Annotated in this window: 5 protein-coding genes; all 5 read right to left on the reverse strand. The window is 70.1% G+C overall.

Going from position 1 to position 22,163, the window contains the following annotated elements:
• Positions 1-12: 12 nt before the first annotated feature.
• The 5 genes from NK1_RS18535 to NK1_RS18555 all read right to left on the reverse strand — a co-directional run bounded on the left by NK1_RS18535 (position 13) and on the right by NK1_RS18555 (position 22,161).
• Positions 13-825, reverse strand: coding sequence for an ESX secretion-associated protein EspG (locus NK1_RS18535; RefSeq protein WP_063010277.1), 813 nt, complete (start codon positions 823-825; stop codon positions 13-15).
• Entirely contained in the window at positions 822-2,774 is a 1,953-nt protein-coding gene (locus NK1_RS18540; RefSeq protein WP_157104337.1) for a hypothetical protein, read from the reverse strand. Before NK1_RS18540 ends, NK1_RS18535 begins: the two co-directional genes overlap by 4 nt.
• A 194-nt stretch (positions 2,775-2,968) precedes the next feature.
• A complete protein-coding gene (locus tag NK1_RS18545) occupies positions 2,969-4,600 on the reverse strand; it encodes a hypothetical protein (protein WP_157104338.1) in 1,632 nt (543 codons plus the stop codon).
• 100 nt (positions 4,601-4,700) lie between these two features.
• Entirely contained in the window at positions 4,701-21,644 is a 16,944-nt protein-coding gene (locus NK1_RS18550) for a WXG100-like domain-containing protein (protein WP_063010281.1), read from the reverse strand.
• 16 nt (positions 21,645-21,660) lie between these two features.
• Positions 21,661-22,161, reverse strand: a complete 501-nt coding sequence (locus NK1_RS18555; protein ID WP_063010283.1) for a YbaB/EbfC family nucleoid-associated protein — start codon at positions 22,159-22,161, stop codon at positions 21,661-21,663.
• Between the last annotated feature and the right edge of the window lie 2 nt (positions 22,162-22,163).

The raw sequence follows: 22,163 nt of genomic DNA on the forward strand, positions 1-22,163 counted from the left end.
TCGGCCGCGGGCTCAGACGCGCTCGTCCTTGATCGCGCGGACGACGGTGATGATCTCGGCGTTGACGGCGGCGATCAGTCCCCGCCGGTCCACGCCGGTGGCGGTGCGTGGCGGGCCCGCCTGGATCACGTAGCGGCCGTCGCCGGGCAGGTCGCGCCAGTCGAGATGGCGGACGGTACGACCACGCGGGCCGAAACGCGAGACGCCCTGGGCGATTTCGATCGTCCCGGAGCGTTCCGGGACGATATCGAGGAAGCGCTGCCCGGCGGCGTCGGCGGGCTCGTCGTAGCTGTCCCACAGTTGCGGGGCGCCGCCCGCGCTGTCGGCCGATATGTAGTGAGCTTCGGCAGCTCCGGCCGCCGATTCCGGATCGGGCGGCAGCAGGATGTGCCCGGAGACGCCGGCTTCGACCGGCGGCAGCGCGTCCGCGACCATATCGGCCAGCCGCAGCGGATCGCACTGCACCATCGTGAATCCCCCGGCGTGCAGCAGGGTGCGCCCGGGCAGCTGGGTCAGCAGGTAGCCGCGGTCCTCGCGACGCGCGGCCAGCAGCCGGACCGCCCCCTCGCCGCGGTGTGGATCGTGGCCGTCGAATCCGGTGACCAGGACGGCGAGATCGGGGCGCGTGCAGTCGCGGACCGCGTCGAACAGGGTGTGGTCGGGCCGCGCCAGCATCCGGTCGCGCAGCCGCGTGCATTCGCGCTGGAAGTCGTCCTCCAGCGGAATGTCGGTGGTGTAGACGAACGGACGCGGTGGCCCCTCGTCACCGAAATGCCGCCACAGGACGACGAATTCGAGATCGGTGAAGCTCCAGCTGCGAGTCATTTCTCGACGACCGGTTTCACGACCACGGGCGCATCGCCGAGCGCGTCCTCGAGATGCTCGACCGAATCCAGATAGGCGGGCCGCTTGTGTTCCTTGCCCTGCTGGTTCTGCGCGCCCGCCCCGGCCGCCCCCGGTGATCCCGGAGTGCCGGCCATCGGCGCGGCACCGGCCCGGCCGGTCGCGGAATCCACGGTGTTGGCACTCAACGCCGTGCTGAGCGTGCTCGCCCGCGGGAACAGCTTGGAGGCCTGCGCCAGATCGCGACTGAGCGCGGGCAGTCCCGGCACCCCGGCACCGCCGCCGGGCACACCGCCACCGCCGCCGCCCGCACCGCCTCCTGCGCCGGCCAGGGCGGACAGCGGATCCGAACCGTCCATACCCGGAATACCCAGCCCCGGAATATCGCCCAGCCCGGCCTTGGCCAACGCGTCCTGCTGCTGTTGCTGCGTCAGGGTCTGGGCAACCTGCTGGAACGCCTGCATCAACTGCTGCACGCCCTGCTGCGCGGCCGACATCAGCTGCTGGACAGCGGACATGACCTGCTGCTGTTGCTGCTGTTGCTGGGCGGCCGCCTGCTGCTGCTCCTGCTGCTTCTGCAGTTGTTCCTGCTGCTTCTGTTGTTGTTCCTGCTGTTGCTGTTGCTGCTGCTGATCCTTGTGTTGCTGCTGCTGGGCTTCCTTCTGCTGCTTCTCGAATTCCGCGGCCTGTTTCTGCTGCTGCGCCAACGCCTCCCGCTGCTGCCGGGCCGCCGCCTCCTGCGCGGCCTTGGCCTGCGCGTCGTTGGGTGTGCCGCCCGGAGTCGTACCGCCCGGCGGGGTCGAGCCACCGGGCGGAGTGTTGCCGCCCGGCGGGTTCTGACTACCGGGCGGGTTCTGACTGCCCGGGGGATTCTGGCTGCCCGGCGGGTTCTGCCCGGTCGGGTTGTACGGGTTGGCGGGAATCTGGCCGAATGCCGCGGCGGCCGCGGGCAGTACCGGCACGTGCGACGAGGACTGGTTCATCCCGAAGACATAGGTGCGCCGGAAACTGTCGCGAACGGTCTGGATCCACTGCTGCTGCGTCTTCGCGTCGGCATCGTTGTTCGGCGGCATGCAGTACTGGGTCTCGTTCAACCACCCCGAGCTGTAGACGAGCAGATCACCGGTGCCCCTGATCGCGGTGGACAGCCCCGGGATGCTCTTGCCGTAGGCCTGCACCGCCGCCACCGCGGTCTCCTTACCCGGCCCGCTCCACTTGTCGACGGTCACCGAGTCGATCTTGTTGAGCAGATCCGAGTACACCTTGTTCACCTCGGTCGCCATCCACCACCACGTGCCCGCGTGGTCGGCGAGATTCTCGGCCACCTTGTTCACCCGGATGTAGTTGCCGACCTGGAACAGGTCGTACCAGCTCATGTAGTCGGGCGCTTCGGGACTGATGGTCGAGGACTGGAACGACTGCAATCCCGCCTTGTTGTCCATCGCGTTGACGGGGTTCTTCAAATCGTCGGTGGTCCCCGGCACTTTCGGCGGATCACCGATCGGGTCCAGGCCGTCGGCGTCCCACATGTAGTCCGGTTTACCGCTGACGTTGTCGAGCAGCGCGGAGTTGAAGCCGTCCATCTTGCCGTAGGCCTTGCCGGCCGCGATGAACGTGTCGATCATCTGGCCGAGGATCGTCTTGTGGTCCTCGAAGACCGTCTTCAGATCGGTGGCCTCGGTACCGAACTTCTTGCCCAGCGCGGTCCCCGACGCGAGATTCGACACCGGCGATCCGGCGGTGAGGTCGTCGGTGTAGAGCTGCAACGTCTTCAGCGCGGCGATCGTGCTCTCGGCGGCCGCGGCCACCTCCAGGGCCACATCCGGCTCGAACTTCAACGCATCCTTGCCGGACGTGTGGTTCTTCGTGTAGTCACTCAACGCCGGCCACGGATTACCCGTAGCGACGGGCGTAGTCGGATCGGGCGCCATCGGTCGTGCTCCTCGAATTCGGTACCAGCGGACGCTGCGCGTTCACCCCGTCGGCTACCGGCCGGAGGTCGTCCCGCACCGCGACCGATATGCCGAATAACAAGTCCCGCATCATCTTTCGAACATGCTGCGACCTGCGAGCAACACCGGCGGCAACGGCGGTTGAACGCGGGGTGAAACACCGGCGGCCAATGTCATCCGGCTCGCAGGGCGCCGCGCCGCTCCCGGAACCGCTGTTCGAAACCCTCGACATACACCGACGGCGCGATCGAGGACGAGGACTGTTCCAGCACACCGTCGTCGGCGACGTAGAACACGGCCCGCCCGATCGCCACCTCGCCGGGTTCGGCGGGCACGTACACCATCCAGCCCACCGAGATCCGATCCGCGTGCAACCGATCCAGCGGATATCCGTCCGTTTCGATCCCGGCCTCGCCGAGATGACCACGCACCCGCTCGAGCGCCTCGGGTTCGGGCAGCGGCGCCGGGCCCGTCGGCGTCGCACCGGCCAGCGTGAGCTGGTTGAAAGCGCCGTCGATATCGAAGCCGCCGTCGTCGCCGAAGACGGCGACCAGGGTCTCGCGGGTGACCACATTCGCCTCGGCCGCGGCGACCAGAGTGTCCACCGCGGAGCGCAATTCGTCGTCGGCCTCGCCGTCGATCAGGCCACCGATCACCTGCGCGACCGTGGCCGCGGTCCACACGCCCGGCAGCGCGTCGCTGAGGTGATCGGCCGACGGCGACTCGCCGCGATACCACCGCCCGTCCTCGAACCAGTAGCAGAACGACAGCAACCCGTCGCCGAAGCGCGGATTGAGCACCGAATTCGACACCCATTCCGGTGCACCGGAATACAGCCCCGGCAGCGGTGCGCCACCGTTGTAGGAGGCATCGAGCGCCGGCGCCTCCCACACCCCGCCGGAGAGCACGGCCCGGCCGCCGGGCAGGAGATACAGCGTGCTGCCGCCGCGCCGGGCGCCCTCGAACCAGCCCAGCGAGGGCAAGACGCGCGGCCCCCACTGCGATCCGGCGGCGACGAAGGCGGCCGCCATCACCGCCCACCGGCTCCACAGCGTGGACAGATCCGGAAAGTCGTCGTCGGACACCACGGGCACCACGCCCGCGGCTCGATCGGCGCGAGCCTGCCGGGCCGCGACCGCCGGCGGCCGGGACTGCCGGTCGCCGTGCCCGATGTAGGCGCCCAGCCAGACCGGCACCCGATCGCGCGGATACGCCTGCAGATCGGCCAGATACGCCTCCGGCGCCAGCAGTTGATCGGCGGGGAACGGTTCGTCGCCGTAGTCGTAGTCCACCTGGAGATGTCCCGCGCGGTCCAACCGGACGAACAGGCGCCACCAGGGACCGCTGGCGAAGGCCGCCGACAGATCGCGGTGTTCGCGCACCAGTTCCAGGACCGACTCGGGCGGATCGGCGCGCAGCATGCGGTCCTGGTCGTCGGTGAAGACGACCTCGCCGCCGCCGACCACCACCGTGATGGCGAAGACCGCGGTCAGCTCGTGCCAGCCCTCGGGAGCGACCGCCGCCAATTCGCGGGCGATCCCGTGCGCCAATTCCCGGGCGCGCGCCTCCGGATCCGTTGCCGACGCGACGGATTCGGTCATGTCGCCGCCCAGGGTGAAGCCCACGTCCGGTTCGTCGTCGGAGTCGGGGACCGCTCGGTCGTGCGACCGGAGATCGGCCCGGTCGTCGTGTGCGGGATCCGGTGCGGACGCCGCCGGTGTGGTGACCGGTCCGGCCGACGCCGGTGTGGCATCCGGATCGGATTCCGGTCGCGAATCCGGGTTGTGGTCATCGGGGCGGGTCACGTCGCGGTGTTCTCCTCGTTCGCGTCCAACGTCCGGCGCGGCCGGCCGTGGACATCCTCATCGGTGCGATGCTCGGTAACAGTGTGCGGTGCTGCGCTTTTCACCGCACGCCCCGGACTTCGGCGAAGATCTGCGTCCGGCGGGCAGGATTGTCGAGCACATCGCGAATCCACAGGCCGAGGTCGAGTTCCGGTTTGCGCCGGCGGTAGCGCACCGTGCACACCGCCAGTCCCGCGCGGGTCACGGTGAACTCGGTATGCCGACGCCCCGCGCGCTGCCAATGCACGATGACCGCCAGATCGTCGGCATCGATCAACTGCCCCGCGACGCGCAGGAACAGCCGATCGTCGGTGCGGAAGAAGACGAACTCCACACCATCCAGATCGCCGTACACCCCGCTGAACGGGCCCATCGGCTCGGCCGACTCGTGCAGCGACCCGGTGAGCGGATCGACCTCCGCACAACGATGACCGTTGAACTCCTGCACCAGGATGCGCGTCGGGGCGGGCGTGGGCGAGCCGGTCGGGTGTGCGTAGTGACGTGCCGGAGTGGAAGCGGAGGCCGCGTTGTTGCCGTTCGGCATCGGTGGGGGGAACGGTGGGAAACCGTTCTGCGGGAAGTTGTTCTGCGGTTGGGCCGCCGGAACCGGTTGTACCCCAAGGTGTCCCGCCGCGCCCGGCTCCGGATCACCGAGGGAGAACGGGCGATCGACCGAGAATCGCCGGTCGTGGACGTTTCCGTCTCCCGCTCCCGGATCGTATCCGGTGCCGCCGTGGCGGTTTCCATTGCCGTACCGGTCGGCATCGCCAGGGCCCTGCCCGACGCCATGATCCCGCGGGATCGCTGCGTGTGAACCGTCGGATACACGCGGTTCAGGGGCCGGCTGCTGCGGAATCTGCTGTGGGATAGCAGGTTCAGCCGTGTAAGGGATCACCCCCAGCGGTTCACCGAACGGGTTGAGCCCGGTTGCAGCGTGGTTCACATTTCGCTCGATACCCGCGCCCGGCAGCGGGAACGGTTGCGGGGCGGCATTGCCCGGGGCGACTGCGTCCGAAAGCCACGGCGGTACCGGGATGTTCTGCTGAGCCTGCGAATTCGGCAGATGGTGGTCGTGGCCGCCATGGTCGTGATCATTTCCGTCGTGGTCGTGGCCCCCGTCATGAGCGTGATCATGCCCGTGGCCGTGCCCTCGGTGATCGCCGTGGTGATCGGGGTCGTGACCGTGATGGTCGTGATGGCCTGCGCCGGGCTGTCCCGGGCCGGGCTTTCGCGGCGGCTGATGCGGCGGCCGGTGAGGTGAGGGCGGCTGATGCGGCGGCGGCTGATGGGGGGCCGGCGGCTGATGCGGCGGGGGCTGATGGGGCGGCGGGGTGGGTATCGGGGTGGGCGGGAGGTTGACGTCGATGGGCTTCGGTGTGTAGTCCGGCCACTCGAATTCGGCGTTGTGCGGGACGTGCGGGACCGGCGTGATGTACGGCTTGCGCGGATCGCGAGCGCGCGGGCTCGCAGTGCCCGCGTGATCGGGTTCGCCACCGTCCGGCGGTTGCTGCCCAGCACGTCGGCCGGTATCCGCGCGGCCCTCTTCTCCGGACTCGGAATCCGTTCCGTTTTCGCCCGATCCCGGCTCGCGCCGGGCCCCGCCGCGCGGTGACGCGTCATGCTCGTCGGCGCCGGAACTCTCCGTCCTCGTCTCTTCTGTGCCGTCGCCCAGGGCCGGTCTCGGTGCGTCCGTGCCATCGAGGGCGGGGCGGGCCGGATTCGGCTCAGCCGCCCGCTCATCGGGCCCGGCCGCGTCGAGGTCGTCCAATCGGCGGGTGAGATCGCCGCGCAGGCGCCGGAGGGTTTCGGGCAGTTGCCTCGGCTCGACCGCGGCTTCGGGTTCGCCGAGGCGTTCGGCCCAGGCGAAGCGCTCGCCCGGGTCGGCGGCGTCGGCGAGCTGTTCCACGCGGCCGGCACGCAGCAGCAGATCCAGCAGCGGGTCTCGGGCGCCGGGGGCGGGCAGGGCGCGCAGCGGTCCGGCGTCGCGCGCCGCCAATTCCTTCAGTGCCGCGACCGGATCGCGCGGCAAACCCGGGAAGCGTTGCCGCGCATCGGTTTCGTTCAGAATCTCGGCGGCGCGGCGTTCGCGTGGCGAGAGCCATGAGGGGTCGGGCGCGGGTGCGTCGACCGCGTACGGAATCCGCGACATCCGCAGTGTCTTGTCGCGGTCGTGCTCGGGCGCATCGGGCGGCAGTTCGTCGGGATGGACGGGCACGCCGTCGCGGATCACGAGATGTCCGCTCAGGCGGCGCCGGTTGGTGTCCCAGTCGTAGCCGTGCCGGGCCGCTTCGAGGTCGGCGTCGTGCCAGGTGGCGTCGTCGTGGTCGGCGAGGTATTCGGCCTCGACGTAGGCGTCGTCGAGCAGCAGCAGGTCTTCGTCGTACGGCGTGGTCCGGCCGTCGCCGTCGCCTTCACCGGTGAGCCGCAGCCAGGCGTCGGCCACGTGCGGGAGCCGGTCGTAGGTCTTCTTGACCATCCGGCCCGTCGGATCGGCGTGGTCGCGCACCCACATCTCGTTGCGCATGAGGTGGTCCTTGACCAACTGGATGCGCTCGGTCAGTTCCGCGCGGGTGAGCGGAGTGCCGTCCGGATGCCGCGCCAGGTTCAGCGCCTCCAGCCGGGCGCCGCCGGGATCGGCGGGGTCCAGCAGCGGATCACGGGCCCGGGTCAGCAGGTCGACGATCCGGTGCACATCGGCATTGCCGGCATCGTCGGCGAATCGCCCGATCACGCGATCTGCCCAGCGCTGCACCGCATCCCAGCGCGCGACATCACGGTCCTGACGCGGTGTGGACCACTCCACCCGGTCGCGGGGCGGCACATGATCGGCGGCCGACCACGGCCGATGCGGCGGTTGCAGATCGATCCGCGGCCCGGCTCGCCATCCCTTCCAGCCGCGGAACGAGCGCACGACCGGAATCTTGCGCAGCACCGGATGATCCGGATCGAACGCGCCGTCGGGCAGCCAGGTCGTGTGCCCGCGCACCCACTCCCCGATCTCCGGCCGACGCTGCAGCGGACCCAGCACCCACGGGTGTTTGCGAGCCATGTCGTAGAGCTGCACCCACCGCTTCCCGATGGTGTAGAGCGCGCCGTCGAGCGGCATGCCGTGATGGGCCTCTTCGTCCCAGCCCGGCGGCGGTTCCGGTTTCGGCCCGGGTCCCTGATGCCACCACAGTTCGGCGCGGCCGGCTTCGCTCAATGTCAGGATCTGCTCATAGCTCAGCTCCGGCCAGTGATCGGTGAGGAGCCGAAGTACCAACGGCTCCACCATGTTCTGGAACGGTTCGGCGCCGAGTGTGCCACTGAACCCGTCCGGCATCTTCTCCTCACGCTGCCGGTACGGGATGTGGGAGTTGTCCGTACCGCCGAAGGCGGCCCATCCCTTGGGCGGCAGCCGCCAGCCGTCGACCTCCTTCTGCCAGTATTTGTCCAGCTTGGTGCCGCGCGGCAGTTCCGGCTGGTAGGCGCGGAAACCGCGGGCCTGGCCCTCTCTCGTGTCGTGCCACTGTCCGTCGGCGCCGCGCCAGCGCACCATCGTGTCGCCGGCGAACGGCAGAGTGTCCTCGCCCCGGCGGCCGCGCGCGGGCAGTCCCGTACGCTCGATCTCCACCGGCGCCATGGTCTCGACCCGCGCGCGGATCTGACCGGCGCCGTCACGATCGCCGCCCGCCAATTCACCCGTGACCGTCAGCCGATCGATGCTGGTGGCCGGATCCTTCAGCAGCGGAGCCAGATCGGGATGCCGGGCCAGCGCATCCAGCAGCGGAGCGTCGAATCGATCGTCGGCGGGCCGGCGCGGACCGTCCGGATCGTCGGCGCGGACCGGCACGTCCGGATGGTCGAATCCGGCCCGTCCGGCGACGACGATGAAGCGGGCCGGGCGGCCGCCGGTGCCGTCCTCGCCGGGGGCACGACCGTGGTCCAGCCACACGTTCTCGCTGATCCGGCGCAATGCCGGCGTCTCATCCGTGCCCACCGCGGCCCGCCAGTGGTCGGCGACGGCATCGGGCCACGCACCGGTGAGTGCGACCCGCTCGTCGTTGAAGCGATCGATCTGGTGTTCGGCGCGCTCCACCGCTTCCTCGGCGTCGGCGAGCCGGCGCAGGTTCTCCGGGGTGCGCTGCGCTGGGTCGTCGAGGAGCCGGGACAACTCATCCCTGGTGCGGCGCAACGGTTTCGCCCGCTGCACCGCGGCGCGGTGGTCGTCGGCCACCCGGCCGAGTTCGTCGCGGACCGCCTCGGCCTGCGACGCGTCGTGGCGGGCGCCCCGCCGCTCCAGATCGTGGATCTCGCGGTCGATGGCGTCGAGCCGGTCCTCGAAATGGAACAGCCGGTCCAGCGCCTCGGCCAGTTTGTCGACGTGGCCGGTCTGTTCGCGCTCCTGCTCCGGATTGAGCTGCTCGTGCCGGGCGACGTCGGGGCTGTCCGGGCCCGCGCTGTCACTGACGTAGCGCCCGGTGTCCGCGCGCAACTGGCGCAGGGTTTCCGACCAGCGGTTGCGGCTCAGATCCACATCGCCGAACGGGTCGGCGCGATGGTCGACCTTGGTGCGCCAGAACTCGAGATCGGCTGCTACATGGGCACGTTCGCGCACCTTGGCGTCGAGTGCGGCCTGCGGGTCGGCCACCGGCGCGGTCTCCGGTCGGGGGCCGTCCGCACGCGGATCGGCGGATTCCGGCGCTTGCGGCTCGGTTCCGTTCCGCTGCGGCTGCTCGAGTTCGGCGGGTCGACGGGCGGCCGCGTCGAGTTCCGGTGGCGGCCGGTGCATGTCGTCGACCCGAACGCGTCCGTCGGCATCCACGCGAACCTGCTGGAATACGAATTCGCCGTCGTCGCCGAGCACTGCGCGGCGGACAGCGGGATCGAGGACATGATCCGGATTCGCGCCCGGCGCCACCACCACGAGCCGGTCCGGTGCGCCGTCGCGGCCCGGAACCAGCCGCGCCACTTCCGGTTTCGGATTCGCCGGGTCCACGGAGCGCCCGTCGGCGGCCAGCGGAATGCCCTCGTGGCCGGCCAGGACATCGCGGGCAGCGAGTAGCGCGGCGTCGGCCGCCACCCGGTCACGCGCGGACACCAACGTCTGATCGTGCACCCGCAACAGCCCCAGTAGGGCCTTGCCGAGCGATTCGGTCTCCTCGGCCCGCGCTTCCTCGGCGCGGCGGTCCTCGAAGAACTTCCGCAGATCGGCCCGTGGAATGTCCGCGCGGTTCCACAGTTCGTCGGCCCGCGCCCGGCGCCGGACGATCAGATCGCGTACCGCACCGGCCAGCTCGCGCGGCCGCATCCGCCACGCGTCGTCGATGCCCAGATGTTCGGCGAGCTGCACGATCTTGGCGAAGTTCTTGTCCGCCTGATCGTTTCGCCGGCCCAGCTCCGCGCCGAGGTCGCGCAGTTGTCGGCGCAACGCCCGGGTGCTCGGCTCGTGTTCGTGCTCGTCGCCGGCGATCCAGTCACCGGGACGACGCGCCGGCTCCGGCCGCGTGGCAACGGGTTCCGTCGACGCCGGATGGTGCTCGCTCACCCAGATCCGGCCGTTGTGGTCCAGTTCGAGCCGGTAGTAGACGGCGTCGAACCCCTCGGCCGCGTGCCGGACCCGCTCCCGCGCGGGCAACCGGAGCTCCGGATCGCGACCCGCGCCGACACCGACCCACCTGCCGCGTTCGCCCGGTGCGCCGTCGACCCGCATGTGGTTGGGGGCGTCGAATCGGAAGCGGCGATAGGAGACGCCGGAGATTCGCGGCCCGCGATCGTCGAAACCGGCTCGCAGCCGGAGCATCTCACGTTCGGCGGCGTGCTGGGCGGCGGCCCGGCGAGCGGATTCGTTCGCCGCCGCCGTGCGATACCGGTCCACCAGTTCGACGGTCGCGCGGCGCTGCCGCTCGGAGATGGTATCGCGATGGTCGTTCACCGCCTCCCGTACCGCACGTTGCAGTTCCGGTCGTGACAGCCCCTCCGGGTCGACGCCGTATTCACCGGCGAGCCGCTCGAGCCGGCCCAGGTCGACGGTGCGCCAATCGTTGAGTTCGATGGACAGTTCGGCACGCCGCTGGGCAGGCGGCGCCAGCCGATCGCGGATCGCATCGGCGACCTGATGGTCGGACGGCAGCGCCACACCCAGGCGCGCGGCGCGCCGATCCACCTCGAGCCGGGGCGCGCCGCGATCGAGATCGCCCAGCAGATCACGCAATTCGTTCCGGATCGCGGGCGCGGTGCCGTCGGCATCGGCGGTGCGGGCGATCGTCTCGCGCAGGATCTCGCGCCGCATCTCCTCCGGCCGCAAGCCGAGATCATGAGCACGCGCGGTCATTCGCATCCAGGCGCGGGCCCGCGTGGCACCGGCATCCGCCAGATCCCGCAGCGCTTTACGCAAGGCACGCGTCACCGGACGGTGCTCGCGCTGCGGACCGTTCTGGTCCCACGCTTCACGCGCGGGCCGCTCGCCACCGTGCGGCGCGGGCGGGTCCGACTGGCGCGGGAACTGCGAGATGCCCGAATCCTGTTGCACCGGCAGGTTTTCGGAGCTGCCGTCGCCGTTCTGCGGCGGACTGCCGTCGTCGGAACCTCCACCCGTCGGTGGCTTACCACCGGCGCCACCATCGTTCCCACCACCGGCCGCATCGGGTGCGGGTTTCGCGCCGGGTCCCGCCTCGGCCTGCGGCGCAGCACCACCGGGCCGGTCGCCGCCCGGCTTCGCCGGCGAGCCACCCGTGCCGTCGCCACGGGAATCGGCCCCCGGCTCCTCCCCCTCGTCTCCGCGTTCGGTCGCGGATCGCTCGTCGACGGCCTGCAGTTGCTGCTCACCGGGTTTCGCCACAGCACTTTCATCGGACGCATTTCGGGCACCACGGTTCGCTGCAGACCCCTCTGTGGACTGGGGGTACGCGGCCCGCAGCTGCCGTTCTTCGATCCGGGCGGCCTGGTAGTCCCGGGCGGCGCGCATCATCTCGCGGCGCAGGCCATACAGCTCGTTCAGCCGCTGCTGGGCACGATCGCGGGCGGCGGCCCACTGGTCCGGACGCAGATCGTTGCGGGCGATGGTGGCCTGATGTTCGGCCGACTCCTCCTCGATCCGGCGCAGGATCGCCGCCTCCAGATCGCGTGCGTTGCCGTGATCGGGGAGGCCGAGTTCCCCTGCGATCCGGCGCAATTCGTGGTGTGCCGCATTCTGCCGGTCGAGCGCGGCGTTGATCGGATCCGGTTGTGCGCCTTCGACTCTCGCCGTTCGGTGAAGCGATTCCCCGCCGGCATTCTCATCTGGCAACGGTTCGGCCGCTCTCACCTCCGGTTCCGGCTCCGCCGCATCGGATTCCACCTTCGGCGCGGCAGCCTCGTCCGCACCCGACTGTCGCACCGCAGCGTCTCCGCCCTCCGGCAGAGGGCGGTCCGATTTTGTCGTCGGCGTATCCGATCCTGGTTCGGACGCAGCAGGTTTCGGCTCGCTGCGCGATGGCGAAGGAGGCGGTTCGGTGGGCCGGCGGTGGTCGCCGACGATCTTCCAGAGCCAGTCGGCATGCTGGGCGGCTTGCCGCGCCTCCCATTCCGCTTGATCGGCGCGCATCCGAGCGGCCCAGGATCGGGCACCCTCGGGGCCGTCCGGATCGCGCGCGACCATCTCGTCGGCGAGTTCGCGCATGCGCAGGGCATGCCGGTCCGCCATGCGCGCGTCCCAGCTCGCATTCTCCGCGCGCATCCGCATGCCCCATTCGGTCGGCGATTCGATGCGCGGAGGTGCGGTGGCACCGGAATAGGCACCATCGGGGTCCCCACCCTCGGGTTCCGGCGGTTGCGCACCCTCCCCCGGAGAGCTGGGCGGCTTCGACGGAGGTCCTTGCGGCGCAGCGACGGCCGCGCCGTGGTCCCCGTCGCCTTCGGACAGCTCCACATCGCGTTCCACGGCGGCGCGCAGTTCCGCGTCCAGATCCGCGACCCGCACATCGTTGTCGTGGAATCTGCGTGTCGCCTCGAACAGCGCGTCGTGCCTGCGCGAGAACTCCTCGAACCGCCGTCGATAGTCGGCGAGATTCTCACCCCGGACGGTGCGCGAACCGAGTTCGCCGAACAGATCGTGCAGGGCCGAGCCGTCCTTCAGATCGTCGGACAGCAACTCCTCCGGCGTCACGCGGAGTTCGTGGGCATGGTCCTCGATATGGCTGCGGGCCCGTTCGCGCTCGGTCCACGCCGCCGCCCATTCCCGGCTGATCCGATCGATGGTCGCCTGCCGGTTCTCCGGCAGGTCGGCGACCGCCTGGTGGTAGCGGTCGTCCAGTTCCGCCAGCGCCCGCAGATCGGCGGCCCGCTGCCGCACCTCCTCGCGCAGTTCGCGCTGCACCTGCTCCCGCTGCGCCGGGGTGAGCCGCTCGTGCTTCTCGATCTTGCCGTCTCGGTAGGCCTCGTAGGCCCGCACGTACTGTTCCGGCGTGGCGTCGGTGAGGTCGTGGCCGAGCAGCCGGGCCCAATCGCGATTCGGCCGCGATCCGGAAGCGACCGGCTGATCCGGGTCGGGCGTACCGAACAGCCGCTGCCCGTCGCCGATGACCTCCCGCAGGTGGGTCAGCGCCTCCGGATCGTGCATCGGTACTTCACCGTCGAACACTCGCGGATCGGTCGCGGGGTCGAAACGCAACCCGTTCGTGAACGGGTCCGCGTCCGCGAGAGTCCGGATGAAATCGGTGAGCGCCGCGGCGGTGCCGGGCTCGCGGAGCCGCCCGCGGATCAGCGAGGTCAGCTCACCGGGGTCGATTCCCTGCGGATTCCGCTGATAGTCGAGTTCCTTCGAGTACTTCTTCGGGAAGACGTCCTCCGGTTCGCCGCCCAGTGCCCGCACGAGGTTGTCGCGGGCCTCGACCAGGTGAGCCGGATCCTCGCCGCGCCCCTTCAGATAGCTCGCCAGTTTGTCGTAATACTTGACCAGCTGCTCGACCTGCTGTTTGCGCAGTGCGTTGCGGGTGCCGCGGTCGGCGATCGATTCGGCGACCCGCTCCGGTGTCGCGTGCTGCGCGTCGTCGATACCGCTGGTCTGTGCGAGCCGGTCGCGCGCGTTGGCCAGATCGTGAAAGGTCTCGATGGCGTCGCTGCTGCGCGCGTGGTCCAGCAGCGCCTCGATCTGGAGGGCGCGCAGGTCGTTGGCGCGCAGTTCGTGTTCGATGAGTTCGGGTGTGATCCGGTCGGGGTCCAGGCCGAGCTCGCGCGCGAGATCGTCTCGCACGGAACGGATTTGCTCCGGCGTGCGGGCATCCGGCGCGACCGGGGCCGGCTCGGCGGGCGGCTGGGTGACGTGCCAATTGCCGTCGGCGTCGCGGACCAGCAGTCCGTCCAGATGCCGGCCCTCGACGTCCACCGAGATCGCCCGCCCCTCGATGTCGCCGAGGTGGCGGATGTGCGCCTGATTGTTCGCGTCGACGACGACGGTCCACTTCTCCGCCCGCACCTCACCGTTGTCGAGGCGCGCGGCGAGTCCGGGATGGCGATCCAGCGCTCCGGCGAGCGTCTGTTCGTGGTCGCCGTGCACGTCGAGGATCACCAACCGGCCCGGCTCGCCCGGCCGCTCCGGCGGCAACTCCCGGACATCGTTGGCGGGGAAGCGTTCCCGGAATTGCGCCACCTGATCGGCGAAATCCCCGATCTCCCCGGCTCGTTCGTGCACTCCGTCCCGCAGGTCGTGCAATGCGCGTTCGAGCTGATCCGGTTCGAGCCGGGACAGTTCGGCGGCGAGCAGGTCGGCCCAGGTCGCGCGTTCGTCGCGAATCTGGTCGCGCCGCAGCGCATTCTCGAAATACGTCCGCAGGCCCTGGTCGCGGCCCGACTCGTCGTCGGGGTCGTATTCGATGCGCTCGTCCGGATTCTCGACGTTCAGCACGTCGAAGTCGCGGCCCGATTCGGCGCCGTTGTTCACGCCACGCCAGTTCAGCAGGCCGGGATCGTCACCCTGGGCGATGATCACTTCCTTGAGGAACCGCCCGAGCGGATTGTGGTCGGTGATCGACTGCGGCCGGTACGGGATATCGGCGTGTTCGGCGTTGTAGCGATGTGCCGCGTCGCGCAGGGCTTCGATGACGGCGGCCCGGCGGAGATTCTGGTATTCGGCGGTGTCGAGGGCGCGGCGCAGCGTTTCCGGGCTGATATCGGACAGCTCGACGCCCAGACGATCGGCGGCGGCACGCAGCTCGTCGGCCGGATTGCCGTGCGGCGCTTCGGATTCGCCCAGCTGCGGCACGGCACGGCCGGGCAGGTCGTGCGGCCGCGATTCGTCGACCAGATGGCCCAGGCCGATATCGCGCAGATACTTGTGCATCGCCGCGACCTCGGCCGGATCCGCGTCCTCGTTCCAGTACGCGTACTCCCGACCGTCGCGGCCGTGCATCGGAATATGTTCGCCCGCTTGCAGATCCATCCGAGCGGTGAGGTGGTTCAACAGCGGCGCGTGCTCCCGGTTGATCCAGAGCGTGAACGACTCCTTGAGCAACCGCGCGTAATTGATGCTGATGTCGTGATCGCCGAGGGTCTCGAGCGCGTGGATATCGAACAGATGCCCGAAATCCTCGGTCATCTCGGTCTGATATTTGCCGTCCTGACCACTGCCCGACGGATATTTCGGATAGTGCCCCTCGTAGCCGCCGGTGAACCGCTGCCACAGCGAACGCAGCCGGCCGGGCTTCGCGGGCTCGACCTCACCGCCGGCCGCCTGCTCGCCTTCCCGGACCGGCTCCACGGACTCGACCCGCCACCGCCCGCCACCGTCGGCGACCAGCCGCAACCGCACGTGCTCACCGTCGACGGCCACGATGACCTCAGCTCGCCGCGGGGGCTCACCAGGGGCCGCACCCGGCGTGGGCGTCTCGCCGGGCGGGCGGCCCGCACCTCCGGCACCGTCGGGCAGCTCCGGACTGTCCACGTGCGGTGCGCCGTCGAACCCTTCGGGATGCCGGAAAAGTACTGTGACGCCGGTGTTCTCGCCCAGCCGTCCCTCGAGCCCGGAGTCGCCCGGCAGATCCGGATCCCCGAACGTGACCTCGGTGTAGCCCAGCTCCTCGGCGAGCGTGCCGGTGAAGGTCCGGCGCGCGGCCTCCTCCGGTGTGAGCCCCTCCTGCACTCCGGCGTTGAAACTGTCCAGATTGTCGGTGAGCGCCCCGCCGTCGAACCATTCGGCCTGGATCGCCTCGACGCGGTCGCCGAGTTCGATCATCAGATCCCGGAACATCTCGCGCCCGGACGGGGTATCGGGGCCGACACGCACCTCGACGTGCAGCACGCCGCTCTCGGTCACCCACCCCTTGATGCCGTAAGCGGTATCGCCGCCGTAGTGGTTGGCATAGCTGGTCCCGCCCCCGTCGCGGTGCTCGGGTGGACCGGCCGGCGGGCGAGGGGGCTGCCCGGTGGGCGCATCCTCGCGGGGCGGATGCGCCGAATCCCATGCCTCGCCGTAACCGTGCGCGTAACTCGCGCCGCCGTCGGGCGCGTGATCACCCATGGCCGGGCGGATCGCGTCGACGCCGGCCTGGTTCGCGATCCGGTCCAGTTCGGCGGCCCGCGCGGCCGCATCGCCCGGCAGATCGTCCCGCGTGGCCGCCCGTTCGCGAGCCGTGGTGAACGCGTCGCGGTAGATCCGCTCGAGCGGGCTGGTCGCGATGTCGTGGCCCGCCTCGCGCAGCTGCGCGAGCGCGTTGTATTCCATTGCGTGCGCGTCGTTTTCCTCGTCCAGCATGTGCGATACGTAGTCGTCGCGCGACATCCGATCGCGGTCGAGCACACCGTCGCCGGTGCCGCGCTCGTGCGCCCGCTCGGCATGGATGGCGGCATGGACCAGGGCGGCCATCTGCTCGCCGTCGGTGCCACCGATGTCGAGGGTGAGCCGGTTGCGGGCGGGCTCGTAGCGATGCCCGCCGCCGGAGTCGTGTTCGATGATCACGCCCCGCGCGTGCAGGGTGTCGACCGCCCAGGCGCCCACCGGCACCTCCGCCAGCTTCCGCCGCAACTCGCCGATGATCGCCTCGGACGCCTGGGCCGCGAGGTCCTGCGGTTCGACGGGTTCGGCGGGATCGTCGCGAGCGGGTCCCGGCTGATCGACCCGCTCGTAGCGGATCTCGCCGTTGTGACGGGTATCGACATTCAGGTGTTCGGCCTCGAGACCCGGGCGGGCCAATCGCTCCACGATCTCGGGCGGCGCCGCCCTCATGACCCGCTCGTGATCGCCGGGTGCCGCGGCGACCATGATCCGTTCCGGCTCACCGGGAATCACCGCGAAGTGATCGCCGACCAATTCCGCACCCGGGGCGTCGGCGATCATGTCGCCGAGCAGCCGGCGCGCCACATCCGCCGCGGCGCTCGCCCGCAGCCGGTCGACCTCGGCCAGGGCGTTGTGATGGCGATCGACGAGATCCGACATCCGACGCAGATCGTGGGCCAGCCGCTGCAACTCGGCGCGGCGCTCGGGCGCCGGCCCGTCGTGCCCGAGTTCGCGGCCGACATTGCGCAGCTGTTCGGAGATCAAGTGCTGCACCATATCCCGGCGCATCGTCGGGTCGTATGGAATGCGGTCGGCCACCCGATCGGCGATGTGGGCCAGCTCCTGCGCATGCTCGTTCAACCGCACGGTGGCGATATGCCGTTCGAGTGCGGCCGAGCGGATACGGTCGCGGACCACCGGATCGTCCGGCACGTAGCGAATACTCCGATCGGCCGGCGTGCGGGCGCCGTCGTGCGCGCGATCCCAGATATCGCGGTAGTGATCGGCGTAGGTCCGGCCGCTGTCGTTGGGCGGGATATGTTCGAGGTAGTTGCGCAGATGGTCGACCGCCACCTCGTGCGCGATCTCGTGCGCTCCCGAGCCCTCGAGTCCGCGCAGCGCGCGCTCGTAGGCCTGGCGGTAGGCGACCTCGGCGGGATGTTCGGCGATGTCGTAGCCGAGTTCGCGCAACTCCGCCGCCAACTGGAATCGGCGTCCGGAGGCCATCGCCTCCTCGTGCACCATCTCCCGCACATAGTCGTCGCGCGAGAGCTCGAGGGGCCGATCGGCGGGGGATTCGCCGTTGAGATACCGCTCCGCGTGCACGCTCTCGTGCGCGAGGGTCAGGGCCTGAGCGATCTGGCCGCGCCCCTCGGCGTACAGAACCGCCGTGATGTCGCGGCGCCGGAACGACCCTGATCGGCCGTCGCTGTGCGAGCCCTGATCGATGTGCTCGCGATAGCGGCGATCGGTGAGTTCGCCGAGAATCCTTCTGCCGGTGGGTGTTCGAAGCAGCAGTTCATGGACGCGGCCGACATTGTCGTCGAGCGCCTGCCGAATCCGCACAGCGGACGGATCCTGCCGGCGTGCAAGGGCTTCGCGGTGTTCCGGGGTGAGCGGATGGATGGGACGCCCACGGTGGTCGAACAGGATCATGTGGGTGTCGTGCAGATCCGCGGGCACGCTCGCCGGGTGGTCGGTCACCACCCCCGTACTCGGATCGCGCACCACGATCCGCCCGCCGCCCTCGTGGACCATGACGTAGGCGTGCGCACCGACGACTCGGCGGCCCGGACCGGCGTGATAGCCGTCGACCACCAGCGCCGACGCACCCTTGCGCATCCGCGAGAGACGCCGCGCGATCGCGTCGTGGTCGCCGACCTTCACCATCCGGCCACCGGCGTCGGCCTGCACCTCCGCGGCGGTCATACCTTCCGGCCCGACCGCCCGCTCGGGCAGCCGGATCGTCTTACTACCGGTGAGATCGCGAATCAGCCTCAGCGCCAATTCGGCACAGCGACCGCGGGTCGACTCCGGACGAGGGGGAGCCGGTTTCGCCGCTTCGGGCGCACCGGTGTGATCGGGCTGCTCGCTCCGCCCGGGCCGCACCGGCGGATGATCGCCGACCGGCGCCGGCATGGGCGGAGCACCCGGCACCAACTGGTCTTCGGGCCGGTCACCGTTCGCGTCGTCACGGTCGCGCCGGGCGCCGTCTTCGCCGATCTCGCCGCGGACCGGTTTGCGCACCGTACCGTCGTGGTTCGTATCAGCTGCCGGGCGCCGTCGCGGTGCGCCGTGCTCGGACGATTTCTCCTGCGTGCCATCATGTTCCGCGCGCGAGTCGTCCGGGTGGGAGTGGTCTCGCGCCGGATCGCCGGTGTCGTCGCGCGGTGTTCCTGCGGCGTCGTCGGCCGTATCGTGGCGCACCCCCGGCTCGTCCGCGCGGTTCGACGCGGCCGAATCCGCATCGCGGTGTGCGGCCGCATCGGCATCGCGGGGTGCCGACGAGTCAGCCTCATGAGGAACGGCGGTATCCGCATCCCGGGGGATCGACGAGCCGGCATCGCGGGGAACGGCGGAATCGGCATCCCGAGGGACCGACGAGTCGGCGTCGCGGGCGGTAACGGACTCTTCTGCGCTTCGTCCGGCCTGGTCGGACTCACGGGACGGGACACGCTCGTCGTGCGGGAGCGAATCACGCGGACCGACATGTTCGGCATCCCTCGGACCGGCATGTTCGGATACTCGGGGCTCGGCGCTGTCGGTATCGCGCGGAGTTGACGTGCCGGTGTCGCGCTGCTCGGGATCCCGCTGAAACGCCTCGTCCCGATCGTGCGGTGTCGACGTGTCGGCCTCGCGCCGCTCGGGGTCCCGTTGTGCGGGCTCGGCCGGATCGCGCAGTGGCGTGGACTCGTCGCTGGGGGCTCGGGTCTCGTCGCGAGTGGTTGCTCGGTCCGGTCTTTGCGCGGCTGGTTGGTCGGATTTGGTTGGCGTGCGCGTGGTTTCGGGGCGTTCGCCCGCACCGCGCGCCGGTTCGGTACCGCGCCCCTGGTCGGTACGCGGTCCGGCACCGGCACGGTCTCGTGGCTGGGCGGTCTCCCCACGGTCTCGCGGCTGGGCGGTTTCTCCGCGGTCGCGTGGCGGGGCGGTGTCCGCGCGGTCCGGTTTGGCGGTGATCCGCTCGCCCTCGCTCGCGCCGGCTCGGTTCGCGGCGCGCGGGCCCTCGGAGTCGCCGACCTTGGCCTGGACGCGCGGATCGGCGGCGGGGCGGGCCGCGGACGTTTCGGCGGCACCGGCTCTGCCCTGTGGCCGGGCGTCGGTGGCGGAACCTCGGCCGAGATCGGAGGCGGCGCGTCCGTCGGTGGCGGTTCGGGCGTCCGGAGTGCGGACGTCGCCGGCCCGGGGAGTCTCGGTACCGCCGGACGCGGGACCACGGGCGTCGATCGGCGAGGCGCCGGATGCGGAGGTGGATCCCGTCGATGCGCCGGTTGTGGCGCTGGAACCTGTCGAGGCTCCCGCGCTCGAGGTACTCGGACCCGACGACGCGCTCGCCCCGGACGCCGTACTCGGGCCGGACGACGCCGCCGGGCCCGACGCAGCGGCAGAACTCGCAGGCTCGGCCGGACCCGACGCAGCCGTACCCGACGCGGCGGCGGAACTCGCCGACTCGGCCGGGCCGGACGACGCGGCAGGACCGGCGACCGCGTCGGTCTCGGTGGGAGCGGCGTCCGACGCATGGGACGCCGACTCCGAACCGGATGTCGTTGCGGAAGTGGCGGTTTCGTGCGCGACACCGCTCTGCGGCACCGTGGTGTCGGTGGGCGAGGAATCGTGTGTGCCGCCCGGCTCGTTTCGGGTCGGCGGAGCCGAGGACGAGTCTGATACCGGACCATTGGATGTCGCGGATTCGGACGATGGATTCGAGCCCTCCGTCCCGGAGCGCTCCGACGCAGGAGTCGGCGCTCCGGCCTCAGCTGTGTCCGAACGATGTTGTGACGCAGTCTGTTCCGGCGCGCCACCGGCCTCCGATGCCGGGCGTTCGTGGGTGCCCGCCGTCGTTGTCGGCGCACCCGCGTGACTGTCGTGCCCATTGGTCACCGGCCCGCCGCGCACGGGCCCGGAAGATCCCTGCTCGCCACCCGCACCGGCAGTCGAATCACCGTGCGGCACAGCACCGTTACCGTTGGCGAGATCGACGTGCGCGTTCGGCACGGTGCCGTCGTGGGTGAAACCGTGCAGGTCCCCGATATTGCCCAGATCGGCGCGCGGCGCGTTCAGCTTCCAGAACGGTGAATTCTCGAAATGACTGTGCGCGAAATTGTGATTCAGCGCCGACGCCCCGCCCGTGATCGCACCGGCGCTGAACATGCGCCAATCCACGTGGGTGTTCTTCAGGTTCTTCAGCGCGGTGTCCAGATCACCGTGTGCCAGATCGGAGGCGAACTGCCAGCCGACCGAGCCGCCGAAGGCCGCCACCGAGTTGACCAGGCCCGATCCGGCGCCGATTCCCGCGCGGGTCAGGTTGACGCCCCACTTCGAGGTGACGTCGCCGACCTCGTTACGGAAGGCGTTGCCGAACTTCTTGCCCATCGCCTCGCCGAAGGCGCCACCGGCGGCGCCACCGACACCGGCGGCGAAGGTGGTGACCTCGAGCTGCTGCCAGTCGATGCTCTTACGGTGCCCCTCCCACACCTGCCACTGCTGCACCGCGAAATCCTGGAGCGCCCCGAGGGCGGCGTTCAGCAGCACATGCCGGAACATGAAGCGCACCAAGGCATTCTCGGCCAGCAGACCCGCCCAGCCGGCCATCGCGTCGAGCACCCGGCGCATCATCATCCGTACCGCGACGCGGGTCGCCACGATGATGCCGGCTTCCTCCGCGGGAGCGGTCGGCGGGAAGATCCACACAGCCGCGATATCGGCGGCGGTGATCACCAGCGTCGAATAGAACATCAGCTTGGTGTATTCGATCTGCGTACCGCCGCCGTAGACCGAATCCCCGACCTGATCGAAGTATCCCGCCAGCGCCTCCAGCGAATCCTTGCCGTGGCGCATGCTGTCGAACGTGTCGATCATCTGCTGCTGACCGTCGCCGGACGGATAGGCGGCCAGCGTCGCGGACTTGGCGTCGTCCATCAGGCTCAGGATTTCGCGCAGCTCGCCGGCGGCGGTGTGCCAGTCGCCCGCCAGCGACCACATATCGTCTTCGTTGCCGTGCGGCCATTCCATTCCGATGGCCGCACCCAGCCACTCGAGCCAGCTGGGAAACTCGATCATGCGCCGTTACCCCGGGTCACCAACTGGAGTCGGTGACCCGGCGTTCCGGTTCGACCGGATAGGTCTCCGCATCCGCGAACCGGAGCTCGTCCTCGCCGTAAGCGGCGGTACGTTCCGGCGAATCCGGCGGTGCCAGTGAGGGTTCCGGTGCCGTCGGCAGCCGCATATCCGGCATGCCCTCGATCAGATCCGTGAGTTTGGGCAGCCGTGCCCGGCGTTCCCGCAGCGGCGCCATCAATTCGCGGTGCCGTTGCGCGAGGTTCTTCGATGCCTGCTGGGCTGCCTCGGTCACCGCCCGGGCGATCTCGGAATAACTCAGATCCTCGATCCCGGCGCCGAATTTGGTTTCGATGACGGTGCCGTCGGCATTCACGCTGACCGTGACCCGGTTCTTGCGCACCGACGCGGTACCGGTCAATTCCGCACGGTCACGCTGAATTTCGGCGATCACGCGCAGTTGCTGTCTGGCCTCGCCGATGATTCCCGCCAGCTCGGCCTTCATATGCTCGTTCGTCATGG

Origin of the sequence: Nocardia kruczakiae NBRC 101016 (assembly GCF_001612965.1) — a bacterium.
Lineage (GTDB): Bacteria > Actinomycetota > Actinomycetes > Mycobacteriales > Mycobacteriaceae > Nocardia > Nocardia kruczakiae.